20 protein-coding genes are annotated in these 21,637 nt (G+C 39.9%); 10 read left to right on the forward strand and 10 right to left on the reverse strand.

Annotated features, from left to right (window positions below):
• Window positions 1-117 precede the first annotated feature (117 nt).
• A complete protein-coding gene (locus AACZ73_RS07360) occupies window positions 118-630 on the forward strand; it encodes a hypothetical protein (protein ID WP_339876770.1) in 513 nt (170 codons plus the stop codon).
• Between the two features lie 72 nt (window positions 631-702).
• On the opposite strand, the gene AACZ73_RS07365 is transcribed toward AACZ73_RS07360, so the two are convergent.
• Both AACZ73_RS07365 and AACZ73_RS07370 read right to left on the reverse strand, forming a co-directional pair.
• Window positions 703-1,302 carry a hypothetical protein gene (locus tag AACZ73_RS07365; RefSeq protein ID WP_339876772.1) on the reverse strand — a complete coding sequence of 200 codons (600 nt, stop codon included), beginning with the start codon at window positions 1,300-1,302 and terminating at the stop codon, window positions 703-705.
• Window positions 1,303-1,312: 10 nt separating this feature from the next.
• A complete protein-coding gene (locus tag AACZ73_RS07370; RefSeq protein ID WP_339876774.1) occupies window positions 1,313-3,658 on the reverse strand; it encodes a TonB-dependent receptor in 2,346 nt (781 codons plus the stop codon).
• A 323-nt stretch (window positions 3,659-3,981) separates the two neighbouring features.
• On the opposite strand from AACZ73_RS07370, the gene AACZ73_RS07375 reads away from it, so the two are divergent.
• Complete coding sequence (locus AACZ73_RS07375) at window positions 3,982-5,346, forward strand: exonuclease domain-containing protein (RefSeq protein ID WP_339876775.1); 1,365 nt, start codon at window positions 3,982-3,984, stop codon at window positions 5,344-5,346.
• A 6-nt stretch (window positions 5,347-5,352) separates the two neighbouring features.
• Here the strand turns inward: AACZ73_RS07375 and AACZ73_RS07380 are convergent, their stop codons facing one another.
• Window positions 5,353-6,252, reverse strand: coding sequence for a neutral zinc metallopeptidase (locus tag AACZ73_RS07380; RefSeq protein ID WP_339876776.1), 900 nt, complete (start codon window positions 6,250-6,252; stop codon window positions 5,353-5,355).
• A gap of 189 nt (window positions 6,253-6,441) precedes the next feature.
• Here AACZ73_RS07380 and AACZ73_RS07385 point away from each other — a divergent pair, with 189 nt between their 5' ends.
• Window positions 6,442-7,215 (forward strand): DUF1080 domain-containing protein, encoded by a 774-nt coding sequence (locus AACZ73_RS07385; RefSeq protein WP_339876778.1) that lies wholly within the window; start codon window positions 6,442-6,444, stop codon window positions 7,213-7,215.
• Window positions 7,216-7,720: 505 nt separating this feature from the next.
• On the opposite strand, the gene AACZ73_RS07390 is transcribed toward AACZ73_RS07385, so the two are convergent.
• Window positions 7,721-8,188: a histidine phosphatase family protein gene (locus AACZ73_RS07390; protein WP_339876780.1), complete on the reverse strand. Its 468-nt coding sequence runs from the start codon at window positions 8,186-8,188 to the stop codon at window positions 7,721-7,723.
• A gap of 155 nt (window positions 8,189-8,343) precedes the next feature.
• Between AACZ73_RS07390 and topA the strand changes: the two genes are divergently transcribed.
• Both topA and AACZ73_RS07400 read left to right on the forward strand, forming a co-directional pair.
• Complete coding sequence (gene topA / locus AACZ73_RS07395; protein ID WP_339876782.1) at window positions 8,344-10,671, forward strand: type I DNA topoisomerase; 2,328 nt, start codon at window positions 8,344-8,346, stop codon at window positions 10,669-10,671.
• 55 nt (window positions 10,672-10,726) lie between these two features.
• Window positions 10,727-11,824, forward strand: a complete 1,098-nt coding sequence (locus tag AACZ73_RS07400; protein ID WP_339876783.1) for a carboxypeptidase-like regulatory domain-containing protein — start codon at window positions 10,727-10,729, stop codon at window positions 11,822-11,824.
• A 31-nt stretch (window positions 11,825-11,855) separates the two neighbouring features.
• Here the strand turns inward: AACZ73_RS07400 and AACZ73_RS07405 are convergent, their stop codons facing one another.
• Window positions 11,856-12,734 carry a 3-hydroxyacyl-CoA dehydrogenase gene (locus AACZ73_RS07405; protein ID WP_339876785.1) on the reverse strand — a complete coding sequence of 293 codons (879 nt, stop codon included), beginning with the start codon at window positions 12,732-12,734 and terminating at the stop codon, window positions 11,856-11,858.
• Window positions 12,735-12,786: 52 nt separating this feature from the next.
• The gene (locus tag AACZ73_RS07410) at window positions 12,787-13,554 is read right to left on the reverse strand and encodes a glucose 1-dehydrogenase (RefSeq protein WP_339876786.1); all 768 of its coding nucleotides are present in this window, start codon (window positions 13,552-13,554) and stop codon (window positions 12,787-12,789) included.
• Between the two features lie 251 nt (window positions 13,555-13,805).
• On the opposite strand from AACZ73_RS07410, the gene AACZ73_RS07415 reads away from it, so the two are divergent.
• The 3 genes from AACZ73_RS07415 (at window position 13,806) to fabF (ending at window position 16,751) form a co-directional block, all read left to right on the forward strand.
• On the forward strand, window positions 13,806-14,786 hold the full coding sequence (locus AACZ73_RS07415; RefSeq protein WP_339876788.1) for a zinc-dependent alcohol dehydrogenase family protein: 981 nt from the start codon (window positions 13,806-13,808) through the stop codon (window positions 14,784-14,786).
• Window positions 14,787-14,859: 73 nt separating this feature from the next.
• Complete coding sequence (locus tag AACZ73_RS07420) at window positions 14,860-15,282, forward strand: hypothetical protein (RefSeq protein WP_339876789.1); 423 nt, start codon at window positions 14,860-14,862, stop codon at window positions 15,280-15,282.
• Between the two features lie 215 nt (window positions 15,283-15,497).
• Window positions 15,498-16,751 carry a beta-ketoacyl-ACP synthase II gene (gene fabF, locus AACZ73_RS07425; RefSeq protein ID WP_339876790.1) on the forward strand — a complete coding sequence of 418 codons (1,254 nt, stop codon included), beginning with the start codon at window positions 15,498-15,500 and terminating at the stop codon, window positions 16,749-16,751.
• Window positions 16,752-16,934: 183 nt separating this feature from the next.
• On the opposite strand, the gene trpS is transcribed toward fabF, so the two are convergent.
• Complete coding sequence (gene trpS / locus AACZ73_RS07430) at window positions 16,935-17,909, reverse strand: tryptophan--tRNA ligase (RefSeq protein WP_339876792.1); 975 nt, start codon at window positions 17,907-17,909, stop codon at window positions 16,935-16,937.
• Between the two features lie 70 nt (window positions 17,910-17,979).
• On the opposite strand from trpS, the gene AACZ73_RS07435 reads away from it, so the two are divergent.
• Entirely contained in the window at window positions 17,980-19,074 is a 1,095-nt protein-coding gene (locus AACZ73_RS07435; RefSeq protein ID WP_339876794.1) for a DUF1573 domain-containing protein, read from the forward strand.
• A 145-nt stretch (window positions 19,075-19,219) separates the two neighbouring features.
• Here the strand turns inward: AACZ73_RS07435 and AACZ73_RS07440 are convergent, their stop codons facing one another.
• On the reverse strand, window positions 19,220-20,275 hold the full coding sequence (locus AACZ73_RS07440; protein ID WP_339876796.1) for a serine hydrolase domain-containing protein: 1,056 nt from the start codon (window positions 20,273-20,275) through the stop codon (window positions 19,220-19,222).
• 179 nt (window positions 20,276-20,454) lie between these two features.
• On the opposite strand from AACZ73_RS07440, the gene AACZ73_RS07445 reads away from it, so the two are divergent.
• Entirely contained in the window at window positions 20,455-20,949 is a 495-nt protein-coding gene (locus AACZ73_RS07445) for a hypothetical protein (protein ID WP_339876798.1), read from the forward strand.
• Here AACZ73_RS07445 and AACZ73_RS07450 read toward each other — a convergent pair.
• Together AACZ73_RS07450 and AACZ73_RS07455 are read right to left on the reverse strand one after the other, a co-directional pair.
• Window positions 20,929-21,312 (reverse strand): hypothetical protein, encoded by a 384-nt coding sequence (locus tag AACZ73_RS07450; protein ID WP_339876800.1) that lies wholly within the window; start codon window positions 21,310-21,312, stop codon window positions 20,929-20,931. The genes AACZ73_RS07445 and AACZ73_RS07450 overlap by 21 nt on opposite strands.
• Window positions 21,302-21,622: a hypothetical protein gene (locus AACZ73_RS07455; protein WP_339876802.1), complete on the reverse strand. Its 321-nt coding sequence runs from the start codon at window positions 21,620-21,622 to the stop codon at window positions 21,302-21,304. Before AACZ73_RS07455 ends, AACZ73_RS07450 begins: the two co-directional genes overlap by 11 nt.
• Window positions 21,623-21,637 lie beyond the last annotated feature (15 nt).

Genomic DNA, 21,637 nt, shown 5'->3' on the forward strand with positions numbered 1-21,637 from the left:
CAGTTATTAAACTCATCCAGTACAAAAAAGATTTTCAAGCAATTCAAATGAATTTATAATTTTAGGAAAAAGGTAACAGAAATACTTCTTTCCCGTTTGCATAACAAACTTTTATCTATGAGAAAAATAATATTGAGTCTTCTTATTTTAATCTTTATTTCCTCTTGCAATGAAAGCGATCCGGAAATTTATACCGGTCAAAAATTGGAATATCAGCTTTATAAAGCTAGCGATTTTGACTACAGTGGGACGGCAACTGTCAGAGAACTTACTGATGGTAATTTAGAATTGTCGCTGCAATTGTCGGGAGAAAAAAGTGCTTCCTCTACCATGTTTCCTGCACATCTGCATTATGGTGATTATTCAAACCCAGAAGCTCCTATGGCTTATATGCTCAGTCCTATTAGCAGTTCTGATCTTGAAAGCAAAACTGTATTGGGACCACTGATGGATGGAGCGCTTTTAAGCTTTGAGGAAATGAAAACTTTCGATGGACATATCAAAGTTCATTTGGCCAGTGAAGGACCTGATTACTCAGTAATTTTGGTGGCTGGAAATATTGGATCAAATGTCGATGAAACAATGGAATTTGATAGTGCACAAATGACACTTTGCTCACCTGATTTCTAAACAAATATTAGTTAGTATATAAACAGAAAAAGCAGCCATCTAGCTGCTTTTTCTGTTTTATTAAACTTTTGATCAATTCAATACTACAGGGAAAGTGATGTCCAAGTCTGATTCCCCGCCTGCTTGTGCATACTCCTGAAAATTAGGATTTTCAGCTCCTGGATAATTTTTATCAAGCGCATGACGAAGTAAGATCTGAATATTTGCGTTGTTAAATCCTGGACTTTGCTGTACTCTTACTATCCCTTTCAGGCCTATCAACTCTGTTCCATCGTCATTGTATTCGTAGGATAGGAAAGGAGAGCTAGTGAATGCTGACCCTAAGAAATAAAACTGATGTTCGTCTCCTTCTGCTTGGATTTCCTCAGTAATATCTTCTTCTGCAAGTGAATTGTAGACGTCAATTGTCATCTCATATGTTTTGCCTTTTTCTAGCATCACTGTCTCAACAGTAGGAGTGCCTCCAACTTCTATACCTTCAGAGTCGGATGCAGTGAAATCAAAAGAGTCGCCAACGGCATTTCCGCTTTCATCCAATTCCTGGAATGTCAATGTAACATCTGTGATCAGTTCGCCGTCGTTTTCAGGTACTGGATCCTCACTGGAGCAGCTAGAAAAGGCAAATAAAACCAAAGCGATTGCGATGAGGTAAAGTTTGTTTGTTCTGTTCATGAGTTGTTGGTTAGAATTCATAATTAATTTTTAAAAGGATATTTCTTCCCATATCGTAAGTGAAGTATCGGAAGCGGTTCATATAATCTTTGTATTCGGTATTGAAAACGTTTTGCACCTGAAGCCCTAGATTTAGCTTATCATCTCCTATGTTAAGTTGCTTGCTATAGGCAATATTAAAGAGCGCATAGGCAGGAGGAGGTGGTGCAATGTCAAAGTCAGGTTGTCTGGATTGCTTAGCTACCAGCACGTTGCTCAAAGTAATTTTATTGGTTCGGGAATCCGTGTCCTTTGCAAAGTCATAAGAAACTCCCCAATCCATCCTGTTTGTTGGAATAAATGGAAAGTAGTTGTCTTCGTCTGTGTTCTTTGCCTGGACTATGGAGCCTTTTAAGTATCCACTTATTTTGTCGCTGAATTCATAGCTGCCCGCAAAATCAAACCCGTAGAAAAAAGCGTTTGCCTGCAAATACTCATATACATTGAAGGTGCCTCGGAGGCTGACATAGGTTTCGCCAGTAGGGTTTAGATAAATGTAATTGGAGATAGGGTTCAGGTAAGCTGTAAATTCCAGATGGGTTCTTTTACCGTCGTACTGAAGTTCATTGATCCATTTAAGGGATTTTTCAGATTCCAAATTAGGATCCCCGATTTCAACTGCTGCTGCGCCGTGATGAAGACCTTCGCTGAATAGTTCGTTGACGTTGGGAGGTCTCCATGCTGAACCTAGATTTGAGTTGAAAGTTAGTTCAGGAGTAATATGATAAAGACCGCCCAGGAATGCTGAGAAATTTTGATAATTTAGATCTGCAATTCTCAACTGTTGATCCACGTACCTTGCTGTGCTGACGTTTCTGAAGTCATATCTTACACCAGCTTCCACTTCCAGAGGTCCTTTGGAATATTTTTCCATAGCATATAGCCCTACATTAGCCATGTCATAGTTTGGGATTAAAGGCGTAACACCTGTTCCCGGTACATTTGTATTGGCCTGCTGTATAAAATTGATCCCCCAGGTTCCACTAAGTTCATTCTTATGTGTATGATTTACATAGAGATCAACCGTGTTGGTATAAAGCTCAAGGTCCAGGCTTGCTCTTTCATTTAAGCTCCCCCGTCTCTTATCATATTCCTGTCTGTGATTTAGCTGGAATCCATATTGAAAATTTAATTTCCAGCTTTCAGATATATGATAATGGGATTTCAGTTTGGCTAATTGATGTGTTACACGTTGTTTTGGATTGACGATTTCGTAGCTGAATTTCCCATCTGAAAAAGGTCGGCCATTTTCGATAATATTTTCCAGATCGGAAAGATTACCTGTGTGGGAATCATTAAGGATTCCCAATTCTGTATGGAAAAGACTGTAATAGGCTTCCACTCCAAGTTTGGAACTGCTATATCCAATTGAACTACTAAGATTTAGCTCGCTCACTCCGGTGTTTACTTGAAAATAATCTGGTGACTTCACATTTCCTGATCTTTTGGCGGAGCCTTGGATTCGGTAGCCTAATCCTTTGATTTTATCAGAACCACCCACGTGCACCAAATTGATATTACCCATTCTGCCATTTGTACCACCAACCAGATTTAGACTAGTTTTGCTTGTTTTTTTAGTTGGGAGAGGAGCCGGGTTTACCAAAATCACTCCACCCATCGCTTCAGGACCATACCTTACCGTTTCAGCGCCCTTCACCACGGTAATTTCATCAGCTAGGAAAGGATCGATTTCAGGGGCATGTTCAGCTCCCCATTGTTGTCCTTCCAGACGAATGCCATTGTTCATAATCATAATCCGATTACTGTGCATTCCGTGAATAACAGGTTTTGCGATACTATTCCCCGTGGAAAAAGTGGATACTCCCGATATTCTTTTTAAGCTTTCTCCAAGGTTCTCTCCCCTTGATTCCAATAGATTTTCCCCGTACAGGGCAGAAACGGCTGTCGTGGTAGTCACTGCATCCCGGTGTCCATGTACTTCGACTCCCTGCAAACCCACAGCTTCTTCCTCAAGCCTGAAGGTCTTGCTTAATGAGTTATTTTCTACTATTAAAGTATCTGTAACAGTTTTATGCCCTAGGTATTGGATGGTGATTGTGTAGGTGCCACTGCAAAGATTTTTGACTGTAAAATTCCCATTTTGATCACTTACAGCACCTTCTCCGGCCTCTTTCACCCGCACATATGCAGCTTCAATAGGGTCATTGTTTTCCAGGTGGATGATTTTTCCACGTATCGAGAGATTGCAATTCTGGGCTTGGATATCTAGACCGAGCGTCAGAATAAATAATAGAAGTAGTCCTGTTTTCAAATTCACAATGCAAAAATAGATGGCGTTGGAATTATTAACTAGCATTTTTGAAACAAAGTTGCATTTATGGGATAAATGGTGAATTACCGTGCCTGAAAGATTATTTGAAGTAAAGGAAAGTGGTTTAATTTTATCGCTTGCATGATTAATCTCATGCTTTGAAAAGTGGAAGTGACTAAAATAGATCCTCGATTCTTCGTCATTCTATTATTCATCCACTTTTTGGGTTTAAATATTTCAGAAGTGGAACTGATGTTTAGAGTGAGAATCGCTGGTTAATCCGTTTAGAATTTCAAAATTCCCGGTCAATCCATGTCATTCTTTGGCATCTATTCATAACTGAAATTTCAAATTCTTACTTTTAGGTAATGGAATTTGCCATAGTAGATATTGAGACCACGGGCGGCGCTGCTAAGCATGGTGGTATTACAGAGATTGCTGTATTGATTCATGATGGAGAATCAATCATCCGGGAGTATCAGACGCTGATCAATCCTGAACAAGCAATCCCGACTTACATTACAGGACTGACTGGAATTGATAATTTCATGGTCCGTCACAAGCCGACTTTTGAAGCAATTCAGGATGAACTTTGGGATTTGCTCAATAACAGAGTTTTCGTGGCGCATAATGTGAGCTTTGATTATGGCTTTATCCGTGAAGCATTTTTGAAAGTGGGTAGAGAGCTTAAAACCCCGAAACTTTGCACCGTTCGTCTTAGCAGAAAAGTGTATCCTGGCATGAGTTCTTATAGCTTGGGAAGACTTTGTGAAAGTCAAAAAATACAGATCGAGGCGAGGCACCGAGCCATGGGGGATGCGAAAGCGACGGCAATATTGTTTGACCGTATGATCAAGTCTGACTACCAGATCATCAATCAGTCACTAAAGAAGAATACCGGAGAGGCCTACCTTCCTCCTAATTTTCCTCACTTCAAATTCAAAGAAATACCGACCGCTTGTGGCGTTTATTACATGTTAGATGAGCGGGGGAAAGTGATTTATGTGGGTAAAGCAATCAACATTAGAGAACGTTTTAAAAATCACTTTTCAGGTCAATTGCTTCCAAATCTTAAGCAGAAACTAAAGACGGAAGTTTACGATTTGAAATGGGAATTGACAGGAAGTGAATTTATGGCTCTTCTATTTGAGACATTGGAAATCAAGAGATTATGGCCAAAGTATAATTCAGCTTCAAAACTCCCCAAGAGAATGTTTGGCTTGTTTCATTACGAAGATAATTCAGGTTATGGCAGATTTCAAGTGTCAAAGATTACCAAGTTTTTCAAGCCAATTGAATCATTTTTCTCTCTGGAAGAGGCAAATACATTTATCAAAACGGGAATAACTACTTACGGCTTATGCCCGAAGTTATGCGGACTTAGAAAGGTTAACTGCGAACCTGAAGAGGCGCTAAGGTGTGAGGGTGCCTGTGATTGTATCGAAAAACCAAGCGATTATAATCTACGGGTTGCTGAGTTTATGCAAAAGATCAAAGAAAGCCATAAGGAAATTCTCATCAAATTGGAAGGAAGAACCTCCGATGAAACAGCCTACTGCACGTTTGAAAGTGGGATGCTAAGCCGATTTGCTTATTTACAAAACGATCAGATTTTTGAGGATATTCCTTCTATGCTTACTCCTGTAGCCCAAGTTCCGGAAACGTATTATCTGCTAAGACAGTTTATCCATCAGCTTAACCCAGAGCAAATCTCAGTTTTGCAAACGAGTTAACCAAGCTTATAAATCGTTTGTGTTGAATGTATCTCCCTGATTGATATCACCGGTTTCAAAACCCTTCTTAAACCATTTCATTCGTTGTGCGGACGTACCGTGGGTAAACGAATCAGGTGTCACACGGCCTGTGGACTGTTTTTGAAGGCGATCATCACCAATAGCATTTGCAGCATTCAATGCTTCGTCCAAATCTCCTTTTTCCATCCACCCCGCGGATTTTTGACTATGATTTGCCCAGACTCCGGCTAAGAAATCTGCCTGAAGCTCGAGCATTACTGAATACTGATTGTATTCTTTTTCACTAACTGTACCGCGTAACCTATCCATTTCTGATGTAATTCCCGTGATCTTTTGAATATGATGCCCCACTTCATGAGCGATGACATAGGCTTGGGCAAAGTCCCCAGGAGCTTGTAGTTTTAATTCCATTTCTTTGAAGAAGGAAAGATCAATGTAAAGTTTTTCATCACCTGGGCAGTAAAAAGGTCCCGTTGCACTGGAAGCTAATCCACAGGCTGAAGAAACCTGTCCACTAAAAAGCACTAAGGTTGGTTCTCTGTAGTTTTCCAGAAGCTGATTCCAGACATCTTCGGTATCTGCCAGAATAGTTTCGCTGAATGCAGCTAGACGATCTTCCTCTGCGGTAGGAGTATAATTGGTCTCCGTGGTGAATCCCTGCCCACTTCCGCCCATGAAATTACCCAAGAAGGCCAAGGGATTAGTACCAGTGATAACTGATATTACGATTATAATTCCGACGATAATTAATCCTGTTTTGGAAAACAGTATTCTGATCAGTGGCCCGATTAGCATAGGATTGAAGCCACCGCCACCCATTCCACCAGCTCTTTGACCCCTTCTATCCTCTACATTTGAACTTCGTCTTCTTCCTTCCCATTTCATATGATTATAATTGTTTAGTTAGCGGAACTATAAAATTTTGCACTACATATAATTCTGTTTATTGCGAATACAATTGTCATGCTCGATTTGATGTAAAAAAAAGTTTGAATTTGTTTAAAATTAACCAAATTCAACAATTGGACATTGTGCCGCATTTAATATTGAAAAAATAACCTAATCCCAATTCTTATGAATACTAAAATATCTCTACGCGTTTTATTCAGCCTTGCTTTTTGTGGTGCTTTTGCTTTTGCGCAAGCGCAAACTGGAGTAGGGGCAAAACCTGAAAAAGGCGCTAAAATCTACCTAGACGGCTCAAAGAAATCCTTGATTAAAAACTGGGAGTACTGGGAAGGTCCTCGATTCAAAGCAGAAATGCCCATAAAATGGGAAGAAGTGACAGATCCAGTGGATGGTGGAAAAGTGATTAGTAGTAATGATCCTGCAGCAGCTGGAGGACTATATGGAGCAGCTGATATTGTAACCAAAGAGAAATTCGAAGATTTTCGGGCACACGTGGAGTTTTTTATCAAGGACGAAGGCGGCAATTCTGGCGTCTACCTTCAAAACCGATATGAGATTCAGATTCTTGATGGGGACTATGGCGACCATGGCTTGGGTGCTTTGATTAATGAACACGTCCCAACTTCAGAGGAATATTATGGTATAGGAAAGTGGAATGCATATGATATTGAGTTTAAGGCCGCTCGCTTCGAAGATGGTAAACTTGTGGCCAAACCTCGGGCGACAGTTTATCTTAACGGAGTGAAAATACACGAGGACAAAGAAATTCAACAAGTGTGGGGTGGGCCAAACTCAGGTCTCGATGGTGGAAATGACGGGGGGAAAGGCATTACCGATAGACCTGGTGGGCTAAAGCTCCAAGGTGAAGGACATGATGTTTTTTTCAGAAATATCTGGATTAAAAAACTAGATCTTGATGGTAAGGGGACAGATTTCTAAAATTCTTAATTTCATTAAAAAAGCCCTGAAATTTTGATTTTCAGGGCTTTTGCATTTAGTTTTTGCAATGCTTTTTTGCTTTCAAAGCCATTCTAAACCTAGATGCTGGGTGAGTAAAGCAACTTATATTCCTCGCGAATTTTTGAGTCTAATAACGATGAACTTTAATCAGTGCAACTTTAATTTGGGTGTATATATTCTTTAAAGGGTACTCATTTTTAACCATATAATCAGAAATCAAAAATTGTTTCCGAGTCTATGGATTTTTCAGAATACTTTGGGTTTTGTCCGGAGGATAGATTCCTTATAATGAGAAGGTAGATGGGATGATTCTCATAGAATGGAGAAGACTTCAATAATCAGTTTAAAATCTTCCCGCTTTCTGTAAATAGTAGACAAATATACTGTAGAGATGTTTTTATAATCAATGTTATTACAGATATTCTACCTAAAAATTAGAGTAGTGGTTCTTTTTGGTGTTGAATAGTGAAATTGTGATTTATACTTATTGAATTAGTTCTTTCAACGTTCCTGTGCCCAGCCCTATCATTTTCCAGTCAGTAATATGTAGCTCAATGACCGCCATCATCCCAGGTTGTAGTCCTACATAATCTTCATCGCATATTTTGGAAAGAAGGAGGCTTAAAGTAGGGTTGTGTCCTACCAAAAGGCAGGTTTCCACCGAAGGCGGAGTTTTTTCAAGCAACTTGATCAGGTTTCCAAGATCTCCCTGATAAATTGTCTTGGTGAAAATTGACTCATTAATGGATATATACTTACCTATCAAATCTGCTGTCTCCATCGTACGTTCAGAGGAAGAGCAATACATTATATCCGTAGATTTAAGCTCTTGTTTAAGGTTTTCACCCAAGCGGATTAAGTTTTCTCTGCCTTTTTGGGTGAGATGCCGTTGAAAATCTGACCCTTCTGAAAATCCTGCCTCCCCATGTCTTAGTAAAAACAATTGCTTCATGATAAGTGCTTTAAGTACACAAAAGTATTCTTTACTTTATTCAAAAATCCCACCAATTAGAGCTTTCATAATTTTAATTATTTGGACGAGAATACAATGCCGTCTATTTTTAGCTTTTCTTATCGGGTTTGATAACCCGGAAAAACTGCCTTTCTATGTCAAAAAACCTTGTTATCGTCGAGTCACCTGCCAAAGCCAAAACCATTGAGGGATACTTGGGCAAGGACTATAAAGTAGCGTCCAGCTACGGTCACGTTCGGGATCTACCAAAAGGCGATAAAGCAATCGATATTAAAAATAGATTTAGTCCTACTTATGAAGTCACTGCCGATAAAAAGGAAGTGATCAAAAATCTAAAAGCGTTAGTAAAAGATGCCGAGACTGTCTACCTAGCGAGTGATGATGACCGCGAGGGAGAAGCCATTTCCTGGCATCTCAAAGAAGTTCTGAAGCTGAAAGATGAAAATACAAGAAGAATTGTATTTCGGGAAATCACCAAAAATGCCATCACTAAGGCTATAGAAAACCCACGGGGTATAGACATCGATCTGGTTAATGCACAGCAAGCCAGACGTATTTTGGATCGATTGGTAGGTTTTGAATTGTCTCCAATTCTTTGGAAGAAAATCAAAACCGGTCTATCTGCAGGGCGAGTACAATCTGTAGCTGTAAGACTTATTGTAGACAGGGAAAGAGAAATAGAGCAGCACAAAGCAAAGTCAAGTTTCAGGATTACTGCCATTTTCGAAGTGGAAGGAAAAACCTTTCAGGCTGAGCTACCAAAGAAATTTGATACTAAAGCTGAAGCTGAAGAATTCCTCAAGAAATGTCTTGACTCTGATTTTTCGGTAGCTAATCTTGAGAAAAAACCAGGCAAGAAATCCCCAGCTGCACCTTTTACTACATCTACTCTTCAGCAGGAGGCAAGCAGGAAGCTTTACTTTTCAGTAGCCCAGACTATGTCTGTAGCGCAGAAACTGTATGAAGCTGGTAAGATTACCTATATGAGAACAGATAGTGTGAATCTCTCGGATGATGCGATGGCTTCTGCCAAAAAAGCAATCCAAGGTTCATATGGAGATAAATATCATAAATCCAGAAAATTCACTACCAAATCTGAAGGCGCTCAGGAGGCTCACGAAGCCATTCGACCAACGGACTTTGGAAATGCCCATGTATCGGGAGAACGCAACGAGCAGCGTCTCTATGAGCTGATCTGGAAGCGTGCTATTGCTTCGCAGATGGCAGACGCTGAGTTGGAGAAAACTATTATTACGGTTGACATTTCTAATCAACCCCAGAATCTCGTTGCCACTGGTGAGATTATCAAGTTTGATGGGTTTCTTAAAGTTTACCTAGAGGATACAGATGATGAGCCGGAAGATGAGGATGTTAACGAAGGCAAAGCACTTTTGCCTCCTTTGACGATTGGCCAGGCACTTAATCTTCAGGAGATGAAAGGTCGCGAGACATTTTCTCGTGCTTCTCCAAGATATACTGAAGCATCCTTGGTGAAGAAACTTGAAGAGTTGGGAATTGGTCGTCCATCTACGTATGCACCTACTATTTCCACTATTCAGAGACGTGAATATGTGATCAAGGAATCCAGGGATGGTACTCCTAGAGATTATGTAGAAATGGTCATCGCAAAGGGAAAGTTTAAGGACGCCACCAAAACTGAAAATACTGGTGCCGAAAAGCAAAAGCTTTTTCCTACCAATATTGCTATGGTAGTGAATGACTTCCTGGTAGAGCATTTTCCTAATGTAATTGACTTTAGCTTTACTGCTAGAGTAGAGAAGGAGTTTGATGATATTGCTTCCGGAGGTCAAGTTTGGCAGGATATGTTGGATTCTTTTTATGGCAATTTCCATAAGAATGTAGAAGACACAGAGCAAATCGCAAGACAGGATCTTAACACCAGCCGTGAACTAGGTAACCATCCAGTAAGTGGAAAGCCGATGATTGCCCGACTTGGAAAATTTGGTCCGTTGGTGCAAATCGGTGATTCTGAGGATGAGGAAAAGCAGTTTGCGAGCTTGAAAAAAGGTCAATTCATCGAAAACCTTACGATGGAAGATGCGCTGGAATTATTCAAATTGCCACGTGATATCGGAATGTTTGAGGACAAAAAGATGGTAGCTGCGATCGGTAGATTTGGCCCATATGTCCGACATGACGGTTCATTTTTTTCCTTGCCTAAGGAAATGGATCCTTTGAGTATCACTGAAGAGGAAGCGATTCAGCTGATCAAAGATAAACGTGAAGCGGATGCTAAGAAGCACATCAAATCATTCGATGAGAATCCAGAGATTCAGGTTTTGAATGGTAGATGGGGACCTTACATCAAGATGGGTAAGAATAATTACAAAATCCCAAAGGATAAGGAAGCTGAAACCTTAACTTATGAAGAGACTCTTCATATTATTGAAAATCAGCCAGAACCAAAGAAAAAAGGTGGTAGATTTGCCAAGAAAAAATAAGCAAAAATCTGTGCCTCAATTATAATTTGAGATTCTTATGAGCAAGCCTAATTCAATGCTGTTAAAGATTGTTTTAGGCTTGTTTTTGTTTGTAAGCGGAAGCGATTGCTTCGGGCAGAAAATTTTTAAAGGAACTGTCTCAGATTTGGAGACTGGAGAGGCAATTCCTTATGCTTCAGTATTTTTTACCAATACTACATTTGGAGTTTCTGCAGATGAAAATGGAAAATTTTCCTTGTCCATTCCAGACGGAAACTATGAAGTAATCATCCGAAAACTAGGATATAGTGGTATAGTTTTCAGTTTGCTAAATGAAGAATTTAAGCCACAGGGCTACAAATTTTTACTCAGCGAAGTTGAAGAGGAGCTAGATCTCGTAGAAGTCAAAAGGACTAGAGATCCTGCATGGTATAAAAATTTGGAGGATTTTAAAGTGTTTTTTCTCGGCACATCGATCAACGGACTTCGTTGTGATTTTCTCAATGAGACGGTTTTAAGACTAGATGATCAAAGTGAAGCAGGCACGCTTAAAGTTTCCGCTACAGATATTTTACAGATCAATAATCCTAATCTTGGATATAGAATTGATTACTTGCTGCAGGAATTCAGGTATGAGGCTAAAGATGGCTATGTTTTTTATTCCGGATACCCTCTTTTTATTCCTGATTCTACTTTATCAAGAAGCGCACAGAGAAAAGTCGAAAAACAGCGTGAAAAGGCTTATAGAGGCAGTTTACAGCATTTTGTTAGATCAGTCTATGAGGGCAGCGATGAGGAGGAAGGCTTTGTAATCAGAATGTTATATCGAACTGCTGATCCAGCTCATCCAGGTAAGTATATCAATCAATTAAATTCCAATCCGATTTCCTCGCAGGAGCTTATTAAAAAGGATTCCGTTGGAAGAGTGTATCTCAGCTTCAGTGATTTTCTGCATGTTACTTATACAAAGGAGCTGGAAAGTCCCGAGTTTAAAGGATCTATGGGTGCAGGGGATGTTGGAAATCAAGTCTCAACGATTTACTTACAAACCGATTCGCTGGAAATTTATTCGAATGGAAGCTATGCAGATCCTTTTGGTATGTTGGTAGAAGGCTATATAGCTTGGGAGCGGATAGGAGATTTGTTGCCTATTGATTATCAGCCAAAAGAGTGATGTTGGGATTCTTTTTTTTGCGAGGACTTTGCTATTTCAGAAAATCAGGGTCTTTATACTTCGGATGAGGATAAGAATAGAAGCCTTCTCCCGATTTTGTTCCTAGTTTTCCCTGGTCGATGTATGTTTTAAGTAGTGCTGCAAAAGCTTTTGAAGAAGGGTTTCTTTTAGAGTTGGTAATATGCCACGCAGTATCCAACCCTACATTGTCCAAGATTCCAAAGGGACCGGCAGAAACACCAAAATTCACCATCCAGGATTTGTCAATAGCTTCAATTTCAGCTATTTCTCCAGTTAGTAATCTTCCTGCAGCATCGATCCAGGCTATTAACAGCGTATTGAAAATATAGCCAGAATGCTCTTTATTCACCAAGATCGGAATTTGATTTAGCTTTCTTCCTACATCTTTCAGTACAGTAACTATCTCCGCCGAAGTTCCTAAGTGTGGCATGATGTCTACTACTCTGGAATTAAAAACGTCATGGAAGTGAAATGCGCAAAATTTTTCAGGTCTTCCGCTATCCTCCGCCAGCATTGAAGGGATTAAGTAGCTTGTGTTGGTAGTAAAAATGGTTTTGTCCGGAGCCAATTTTCCAAACTTCCTCCATACCTCTTTTTTTATCTCTAGATCTTCCGTGACGCTTTCGCTGATAAGATCTGCGTTTTCCACCGCAGCAATAGGATCTAGAGTGAAAGAGATTTTTTGTATTGCCTCCTGTCCTTGGGAATTTGTTATTTCCCCGGATTTGATGAGATGGGTTACTATTTTTTGCATCGATGCCAGGGAGCTTTTCAGGCTATTTTCATGTAGATCATATACTGTGACATGAAAGCCAGAAAGTGCAGCCTGAAGACCTATTTTAGAACCAAGGATACCCGCTCCAAGAATGCAAATGTTGGAAATATTCATAATTTACTCTTGCTGAATCAGTTTTGTAAGTCGATTTGCTATGTCTAAAAACTTAAATGGTAAAGCCTCCGTCAGCGGTGAAGACAGATCCCGTGGTATAAGATGTGGCCGATGAAGCTAAAAATAAAGCCATCGCGCCAATTTCCTCGGCAGTACCCGCGCGCTTTATTGGGAGTTTTTTCATTACCATTTCCATTATTTTATCATTGGACCAGAGTGGTTCGGAAAATTTGGTTTCGATCAATCCCGGACAAATAGCATTGACGCGGATTTTGGATTCTCCCCATTCCTTGGCCAAAACTTTGGTCATTGAGATCAATGCTGCTTTGCTCACACTATAGATTCCCAATCCGTGCTCCGGGGAAATCGCTCCAATGGAACTGATGTTGATTACCGAGGCATTTGAGGATTTTCTGAGATGTGGCCAGCATAATTTGGATAGTTCAAATGGCGCTTTCAGGTTTACATTCATGATTTTGTCAAATGCTTCTGTGCTAGTTTCATGCACGGGACCAAATACAGGATTGGTAGCTGCATTGTTCACTAATATGTCCAGCTGCCCATATTTTTCTACTGTCTTATCTACTAATTCAGGCAAACTCTCGATATGTCCCACATTGCAGGCAATACCCATAGCTTCGTATCCTTTTTCTTTTAGCTTGGATGCCATTTCATCTACAGACTCCTGCTTTCTACTGCATAAGACTACTTTTGCTCCGGCAGCCGCAAAAATCTCAGCTATACAAAAACCGATTCCTTTGCTAGCTCCGGTGATTAAAGCTACTTTTCCATTCAGTGAAAAAAGTGTAGATAAATCCATAGTTTGAATATTTTATGTTTTTGCATTTCTAGTCCCAACTACCCATGATTGATAAAATGATTAAGTTGGCAGGAATGGTCTTGTTCAGTGGTTTTATACCCAAAATACTTGGGTCAGCTAATTGGCAAGAAAGGAACTAACCACCTTTTTCTTCTTTCAAGTTAGAAAAAAATGGATGGGCGAGGGGATGCATCACAGAATATATCGATAGTTTTATTCTATCGCTCAGAAAAACTTAAATACAACTAGTCATGGTGGAAGTAATTTTTGAAAAGACAGGAAAGCCAGAGGATGTGCTGCAAGTAAGAGAATCAGAGGCCCCTGAGCCGAAATCCCACGAGGTTCAGATTCAAGTGAAGGCCAGAAATATCAATCCTTCTGATCTGATGTTTATTCATGGAAAATATGGCATACAGCCAGACTTACCGAGTAGCGCAGGATTTGAAGCTGCAGGAATAGTAAGCAAAGCTGACGCGGAGGGTAAAGTTCCGGTAGGTACCAGAGTGATGTTCACGGCACAGGGTACGAATAAGGGGACTTGGAGAGAATATATCACCCTTCCTGTAAAGCAGGTAATTCCCATACCTGAGGGTATGACTTTTGACGTCGCCTGCCAAGCTTTCGTAAATCCAGTCACTGCAGTAGCCTTGGTAAATAAATCTAAACTTAAAGCTGGAGAATGGCTTTTGCTGACCGCAGGAGCTTCGGCTTTCGGGAAATTTGCCATTCAGATCGCAAAAGCCAGAGGCATTAAAGTAGCCTGCACAGTTCGGCACGATGAGCAGAAGAACTATTTAGCCGAACTAGGCGCTGACTTGGCAATAAATACTGAAAAAGAAGATCTGAAAAAATCCATTTCAAATGAGGTTCCTGAAGGTATAGCTGCGGTTTTTGATGCCGTAGGTGGAGAACTTGGAGCCAAAGCCTTGTCATGCATCAAGCAGTTTGGAAAGATGTATGTCTTTGGTGTTCTGAGCTTGCAGAATATGCCTGTAAATACAGGAATGATGATTTTCAAAGAAATAACGATAGAAGGATTTTGGCTGAGTAGTATTTTGCAAAGAATAAGTGATGAGGAAAGAGCGGAACTCTACCAAGAAACCCGAGCATTTCTTATGCAGGAAGATTTTAGGGTAGAAATAGAGGGTAAATATCCGCTTACGGAGGTTAAAGCTGCCATTAAGGCTTACCATAAGCCGGGAAGAAATGGAAAAATACTTTTGGTGAGTTAATTTCTTGAAAATAGTTCTTCATAAAAAAAGGGATTCCCCATCTTTGCACTTCAAATCAAAAAAAACTAACAGAATGAATTGGGATACGCTGGATAAGGAGCTTACCGAAATAGTAGAAAAAAGAAATCAACTGGCAGCTATGGATTATAGCGACGAAAGCTATGATGATCTGGAAGAAGAGCTTCATGACCTGGAAGATGATTTTAACGAAAACTATGAGGACAGACTTGAAGCTGAAATCGAGAAAATTCAGGATAAGTTGAAGTCTGATACTGATATACTTTTGCCTACGGCATATATTGCCAACGCCTACAAACCTTTGCTTCCGGATGCTAATGGAGTTATCAGTTATGAAGTGTCTGGCCAGCAGGGCGTGCCTATCGAGTCGGAGCAATTCGATAAGCAGGACGTTCGCATCGTACTGATTCCGAATCCAGCCCGCTTTGTGATGCTGATCAATGGTCGTCAGTTGAAAGACCTTTGGAGAAGTAGATAAGATATATTCAGGACATCAGATTTGTGATTTCAATTTGACATAAACTATACACTAAGATTGCCTGGTGAATAGCCAGGTTTTGTACTGTTCAAAGGTTGTTTAATCCAGTTATATAAGTATTTTCAATTTAGGTGAAACCCACAACTAAATTTATTTAAATTGAAAAGCTTGTTCAGTTCTGATGAGCATGCCTTGGAGTATGAAAATATAAACCAATGAATTCAAAAAGAGTAGTTATCACGGGTCTAGGAGCTTTATCTGCTCTAGGGAATGATGTGAAGACCAATTGGGCAAATGCTAAAGAAGGGAAAAGTGGTGCCGGCCCAATTACTTATTTCAATGCTGAAAAATTCAAGACCAGATTTGCATGTGAAATCAAGAATTTTGATCCCACACTAAAGCTTGATAGAAACGAGATCAAGAGATCTGATTTATATACCCAATATGCTCTTTATGCAGCTGCAGAAGCAATGGAAGACTCAGATTTGGATGTTTCCAAATTGAATTCCCCCTTCGATGCCGGTGTGATCTGGGGCACAAGCCAGGGAGGAATGAACACCTTGGAGTATGAAATGAAGGAGTTTGTAGGCAACGACCTCAGCCCTAGATTCAACCCTTTCTTTATCCCAAAGTATTTGGTGAACATGGCTTCCGGTGTGATCTCTATGAAGTTTGGACTGATGGGAATCAACTACACGGCTGTCACCGCCTGCGCATCTTCAAACAGTGCCATAATGGACGCTTTTAATTATATCAAGTGGGGAAAGGCCAAAGTGATTATAACCGGTGGTTCGGATGCTCCAATTACTGAAGCCTCAATGGGCGGCTTCAATGCCTTGAAAGCACTTTCCACACGAAATGAAAATCCTACCGTGGCAGCAAGACCATTTGACGGTGGTCGCGATGGCTTCGTAATGGGAGAAGGAGCTGCTGCCTTAGTTCTTGAAGAGTATGAGCATGCCAAAAACCGAGGAGCTAAAATATACGGCGAGGTTGTAGGAGCGGCCATGACAGCCGATGCATATCATCTTACCGCCACGCATCCTGACGGAGCAGGAGCTTATCACTGTATGAAGTTTGCTTTGGAGGAAGCAGGATTGACTATTCAGGATGTAGATTACCTGAATGCACATGCGACTTCCACCCCTACAGGAGACTTAAGTGAAATCAAGGCTATTTCAAAATTACTTGATGGGAACTATGAGAACTTGCATATCTCAGCTACCAAATCCATGACAGGTCATCTGCTGGGAGCTGCGGGAGCAATAGAGGCAGTTTTCTCCGTAAAAGCGATCACTGATGGTGTAGTGCCACCAACTATCAATACTGAAAAACTTGATGCTGCAATTCCTGATGGAATACAAATCGTCACTAAGACTGCGCTAAAGAAAAAGGTAAAAGTTGCTTTGAGCAACACATTCGGTTTTGGTGGACATAATGCTACGGTGGTTTTTAAAGAATTTGTTTAGAACTTCAACCTGATCAATATATTTCTGTCAACATATGGCATACTGCTCTATTATCGAAAATGGCTCCTTCAAAATATGAAGGAGCCATTTTTTAAAAATTAGTATATCAATCCTTCGAGGCACCCTTTGAATTGTCTTCGGGTGTAATTATCGAATTTTTAAAAATAGCGTCTTTACGAGAGATCACTTAAATCCCAGCTTTACTCTTACTTTATCAAGCAATTCAGCGCCAACTGCTTTGGCCTTTTCCTCGCCTGCGGCAAGCTTCATTTCGATTTCCTCAGGATGATTCATATAGAAATCAAATAATTCTCGCTCCTTCTTATATTTTTCCAAAATCAGTTGAAGAAATTCTTTCTTAGCATGGCCATAGCCGTAGTTTCCAGCTTCGTAATTTGCCCGCATCTGCTTAGTTTGCTCTTCTGAGGCTATGAGGCTGTAAAGCTTAAATACATTGTCAGAATCTGGATCTTTTGGCTCTTCCAATTCCTTACTGTCTGTGACGATGCTGTTAATATTTTTCTTCAGGGCTTTTTCTGGTAGGAAAATATCAATGAAGTTATTATACGACTTGCTCATCTTTTGACCATCTGTGCCTGGAATAGTCTTTACCGCCTCGTCGATTCTGGCTTCGGGTATTGTGAGGATATCCTCACCCACAATTCTATTAAATGTCGAAGCTATATCTCTCGTCATTTCCAAATGTTGCATCTGATCTTTTCCTACAGGCACGAGGTCCGCGGAATACAGTAATATATCCGAAGCCATGAGCACAGGATAAGTGAATAGTCCAGCATTTACATCTGAAAGTTTTTCAGCCTTGTCCTTAAAACTGTGTGAATTTGCCAGCATGGGAAAAGGAGTGAAGCAGTTCAGATACCAATTCAATTCAGCTACTTCAGGTCTTCTGGACTGTCTATAAAAAGTCGTGTGCTCTATATCCAACCCGAACGCTAGCCATGCCGCAGCCACAGCAAGTGTGTTTTGCTTTCTTACCTCCCCATCCTTGGACGTAGTAAGGGAGTGCAGATCAGCTATGAAAATAAAGGATTCTTCCTTGTTCTCTTTTATCAATTCAATAGCAGGGACGATTGCTCCCAGGATATTTCCCAAGTGTGGTCTGCCGCTACTTTGAATGCCTGTTAATACTCTTGCCATTGGTCTGATTTTGTTGCAAATTAAGTAAAACAGACCTGAATACGTTTGAAATTATGCGTTAATTGCGGTCATGATCAGAATAGAAAAGACCCTATATACTCTCTTAATCCTTTCTTTTTTCTCCCAACTCACACTGGCTCAAGATACTATCACTCCTAAGTTGATCTGGACTGTGAACAAAGTGGATCTGGGAACTGTCCTCGAGGAGCAGGGTCCGCAGATAGCTGAGTTCGAGTTTGCCCACACACAGGATTCTATTTTTTTCATAGAAAAAGTCTGGACGGATTGCGGATGCACAACTGTAGATTATACCAAGGATACTTTAGTTGTTGGGGAAAGTGGGACCTTGAGAGTTTCTTTTGATCCTTCATCAGGAGCTGGTTATTTTTCCCGAATGATCGTGGTAAAAGGCAATCTTATGGGTGTGCAGGACACACTTTACATAGAAGGAACTGCTCTGCCACGTGCCAGTGATCCTGAGGCTACTTATAAAACCAGAAAGGGAGATTTAGGATTTAGACTTTCGAAGGTCAATGTCGGGGAGGTTTTCAACAATGAACCAAAACTGAAGCAAGTGGAGGTTTATAATTTTGGCTCTAATATCTTGATGAAAGATAGCCTTGAATTTATAGGTCCGGAGTACATACAGGTGTCACAGCTAACAGAGGCTATTTTGCCAAATGACAGAGGATTACTTCAGATTCTTTACGATGGTGCTTTGAAAAATGATCTGGGATTTTTTGAGGATCAGGTATCGATTAACTGGAAGGATAGCACCACGTTTATCCAGCTGGAGGTGATGGCAGATGTGTTTGAATATTATGCGCCCTTTGCCAAGGATAACTTGAATATAGTGCCTCAACTGGTCATTGATCCAAAAGAGAGAGATTTAAGGACGATCAAATCAACTCAAATCCAGGTAGAGAATGTGGTATTGAGCAATAGGGGAAAGCAAGTGTTGGAAATCAAGAAAGTTCAGGGGAATTGTGATTGCCTAAAACTGGAAATCCCGAAGCTTACTCTTGATCCGGGAGAATCGATTGAACTTAAAGTGGTTTTCGATCCAAAAGGTAGAAAGGGAATAGATCAACGCAACATCTATATATTCAGTAATGATCCGCTCAATCCGGTGCAGTTATTCCTGCTGAAAAGTAGGGTGGAGTAGGATAGTCTAAAGTTGAAATTAAGGATCGCTCCAGTTGTTCTTATGCTATGACTTTCCTGAATTTTGTCTAATGGAATGTAGTCATTACTACTTCAGAAATTTTCAAGGGGGTAATTGTAACAAGAGAATTTTCTCAAAAATTGATTTACCCCTCTATATTTTTCTTCACAATCTTCAGCACACGATTGTAGATGATTTCTGCCAAGCTCCAATCATAGCCATCAAAGTTTGTAGTATTATTAAACTGGATAATGACTGTATCAATGTCTTTGTGGTACTTGGCGATACTCTGATACCCTGGAAGCAAACCAGTATGTTCATAGACATAAATATCCGAATAGATCTGCTGCTCGCCTTCCTTGAACACCGAACCATCATTTAATGCCCGAAGGAAAACGCCCACATCTTCGGCGGTAGCAACCATGGATCCAGCGGCGTTGATGAATTCATTGTATTTCAAATCCTCATCATACCCCACATAATATCCGCTCATCACCTCATGCAAATCATCCACATCACTAACCAAGCTGTACGTATTATTGAGTCCAAGCGGGTTCAAAATTTCCTCTTTGATATACCGATGATGGCTATATCCCAGTGCATTATCAAGGAGCTCCCCGATCAATAAGTAATTGGTATTGGAATATTCATAGCTCTTATCAGGAGCAAAGTCAGCAGGGGTGTCTAATACCAATTCAAGATTATCACTATTGGCTATCGGAGGATCTACCCAATAGTTAGGGGTGCGGGAATAATCGGGAATGCCGGATCTATGCTGCACCAGCATTCTAAGGGTGATTTTATCCGCATTCTCAATTCTGCCATCCAATTCCGGAAAGTACTCAGCCAGAGTTTTGTCCAAAGACAGTTGGCCATCTTTTACCAGTTTAGCGACAGCCACAGCTACGTAAAGCTTGCTAATACTGGCGATCTTAAACAAAGCTTCTGGGTAAGCAGGTATTTTCTTTTCCCGATCATGCCAGCCAGCGGCATAGAACTCTGGAGGCTTCCCGCCTTGATCCACATAAACAATCATTCCGTCAAAGCCCTGCTCAACTCCCTCTTCCAACTGCTCCTGAACCGAATCGGGTAGGGGTAAAATCCATGCCTTCACCAAAGTCCAAGGAACAAAATACAACGAACCTATGCTTGCAAGGATAAATAGGATTCGAAGGATTTGTTTGGATTTGGGGGAGGGCATTTAATTTTATGAGGCTTTATTGACTGACATCCACAATCAATTTAGATAAGAAAAATTATCATCTCTTTTCGCACATACTTTTATTAGCTGTATCTTTGTAATAAGAAATTGCTAAGAAGATAATTCAAATTACAAGGCGATTTAATAATAACATTATATTTGAAGTATATTGTCAATAAATGAAATTTTCTGAAGAAATGAATTCAACAGATTTTGAAATAGAAAAAGAAGAATTTGGTCACAAGATCGAATTTGATGGCCAAATCGATGGGACTTTATCCTTTTCACTAGATGAATTATTTGAAAAGAATAATATTGAGATAAAAGAACTTATAAACATCTCTCAGATTTATGTGGGATATAAATATCCAGAAGTTACGAGTAGCTATTTAATTGAAGATTTAGATCCTTTAATCGATTATATCAATCAACATGGAAATTCTTATAATGCTCTTTTAGCATTTAAAAATGCCATTAGCCGGTTTTTTCCAAAATGTCCACTGAAACTTGAATATTACGAAGATCCCGAAGATAGTGTTAATACTCAGCTGCTTTTAACTATATTGTTTGATGGCAATCCTGATGAGGCTTCGTTACAATTGTGTTTATTGGAAAGTGAATGTCCAGAGATATTTGAGTATGATTTCGTTGTTTTAGACATTGAGTTTGTCTAAGTAATTATTTTTAAATTTTTCTATCAATTGCTGAAGTCGTTTGGCTTCGATTTGGGTAAATAGAAGTTCTTTATCCAGATCAGCAGCAAAATTTTCATAGTCTGCTTTTTCTCTCTTTTTTTTTAACCTGCGGAGAATAGCGGCAATTTGGTTAGACTCTGGCTTTCCATATTTACTGAACTGTTCTTGAGTCCAAATATGTTTTCTATTGAATTTTTCAGTAGAAACTGGTTTAATCACCTCCCTTGACAAATTCAAAACCCCATAATATATCCGACTAATTGCAGTTCTTTTATACTCCTCCCCATTCTGCTTTGAGAGAGAGTTTCCTAACTTAACATAGTTATTCCAGTCAAAGGACATTTTTCCTACCCTTCCTTATGTTTTCAAAGGTCGACTCTACTAACTCTCTCCCTGACCCCTCTTGAGTATATATATTCATTAAAAAATCTAAAGTTAAACTAGCAGAGCCTGAAAAGTTCCATTTGCACCCTAAAAATTGACATCCAGTTATACTTATCGGACCTGAAGCATAATAAGTCATAATACAATCATAAAATTTACAATTTTGATATTTACCATAATCAAGTACAACTTCTACTTCTCTGAATGTTTGTTCAACAACTGTGTGCTTGGGTAGGACTTTAGATCCATTAGATTTCTTTTTATTCATAAAATTGTATTGTAT

The organism is uncultured Algoriphagus sp. (assembly GCF_963974835.1).
Lineage (GTDB): Bacteria > Bacteroidota > Bacteroidia > Cytophagales > Cyclobacteriaceae > Algoriphagus.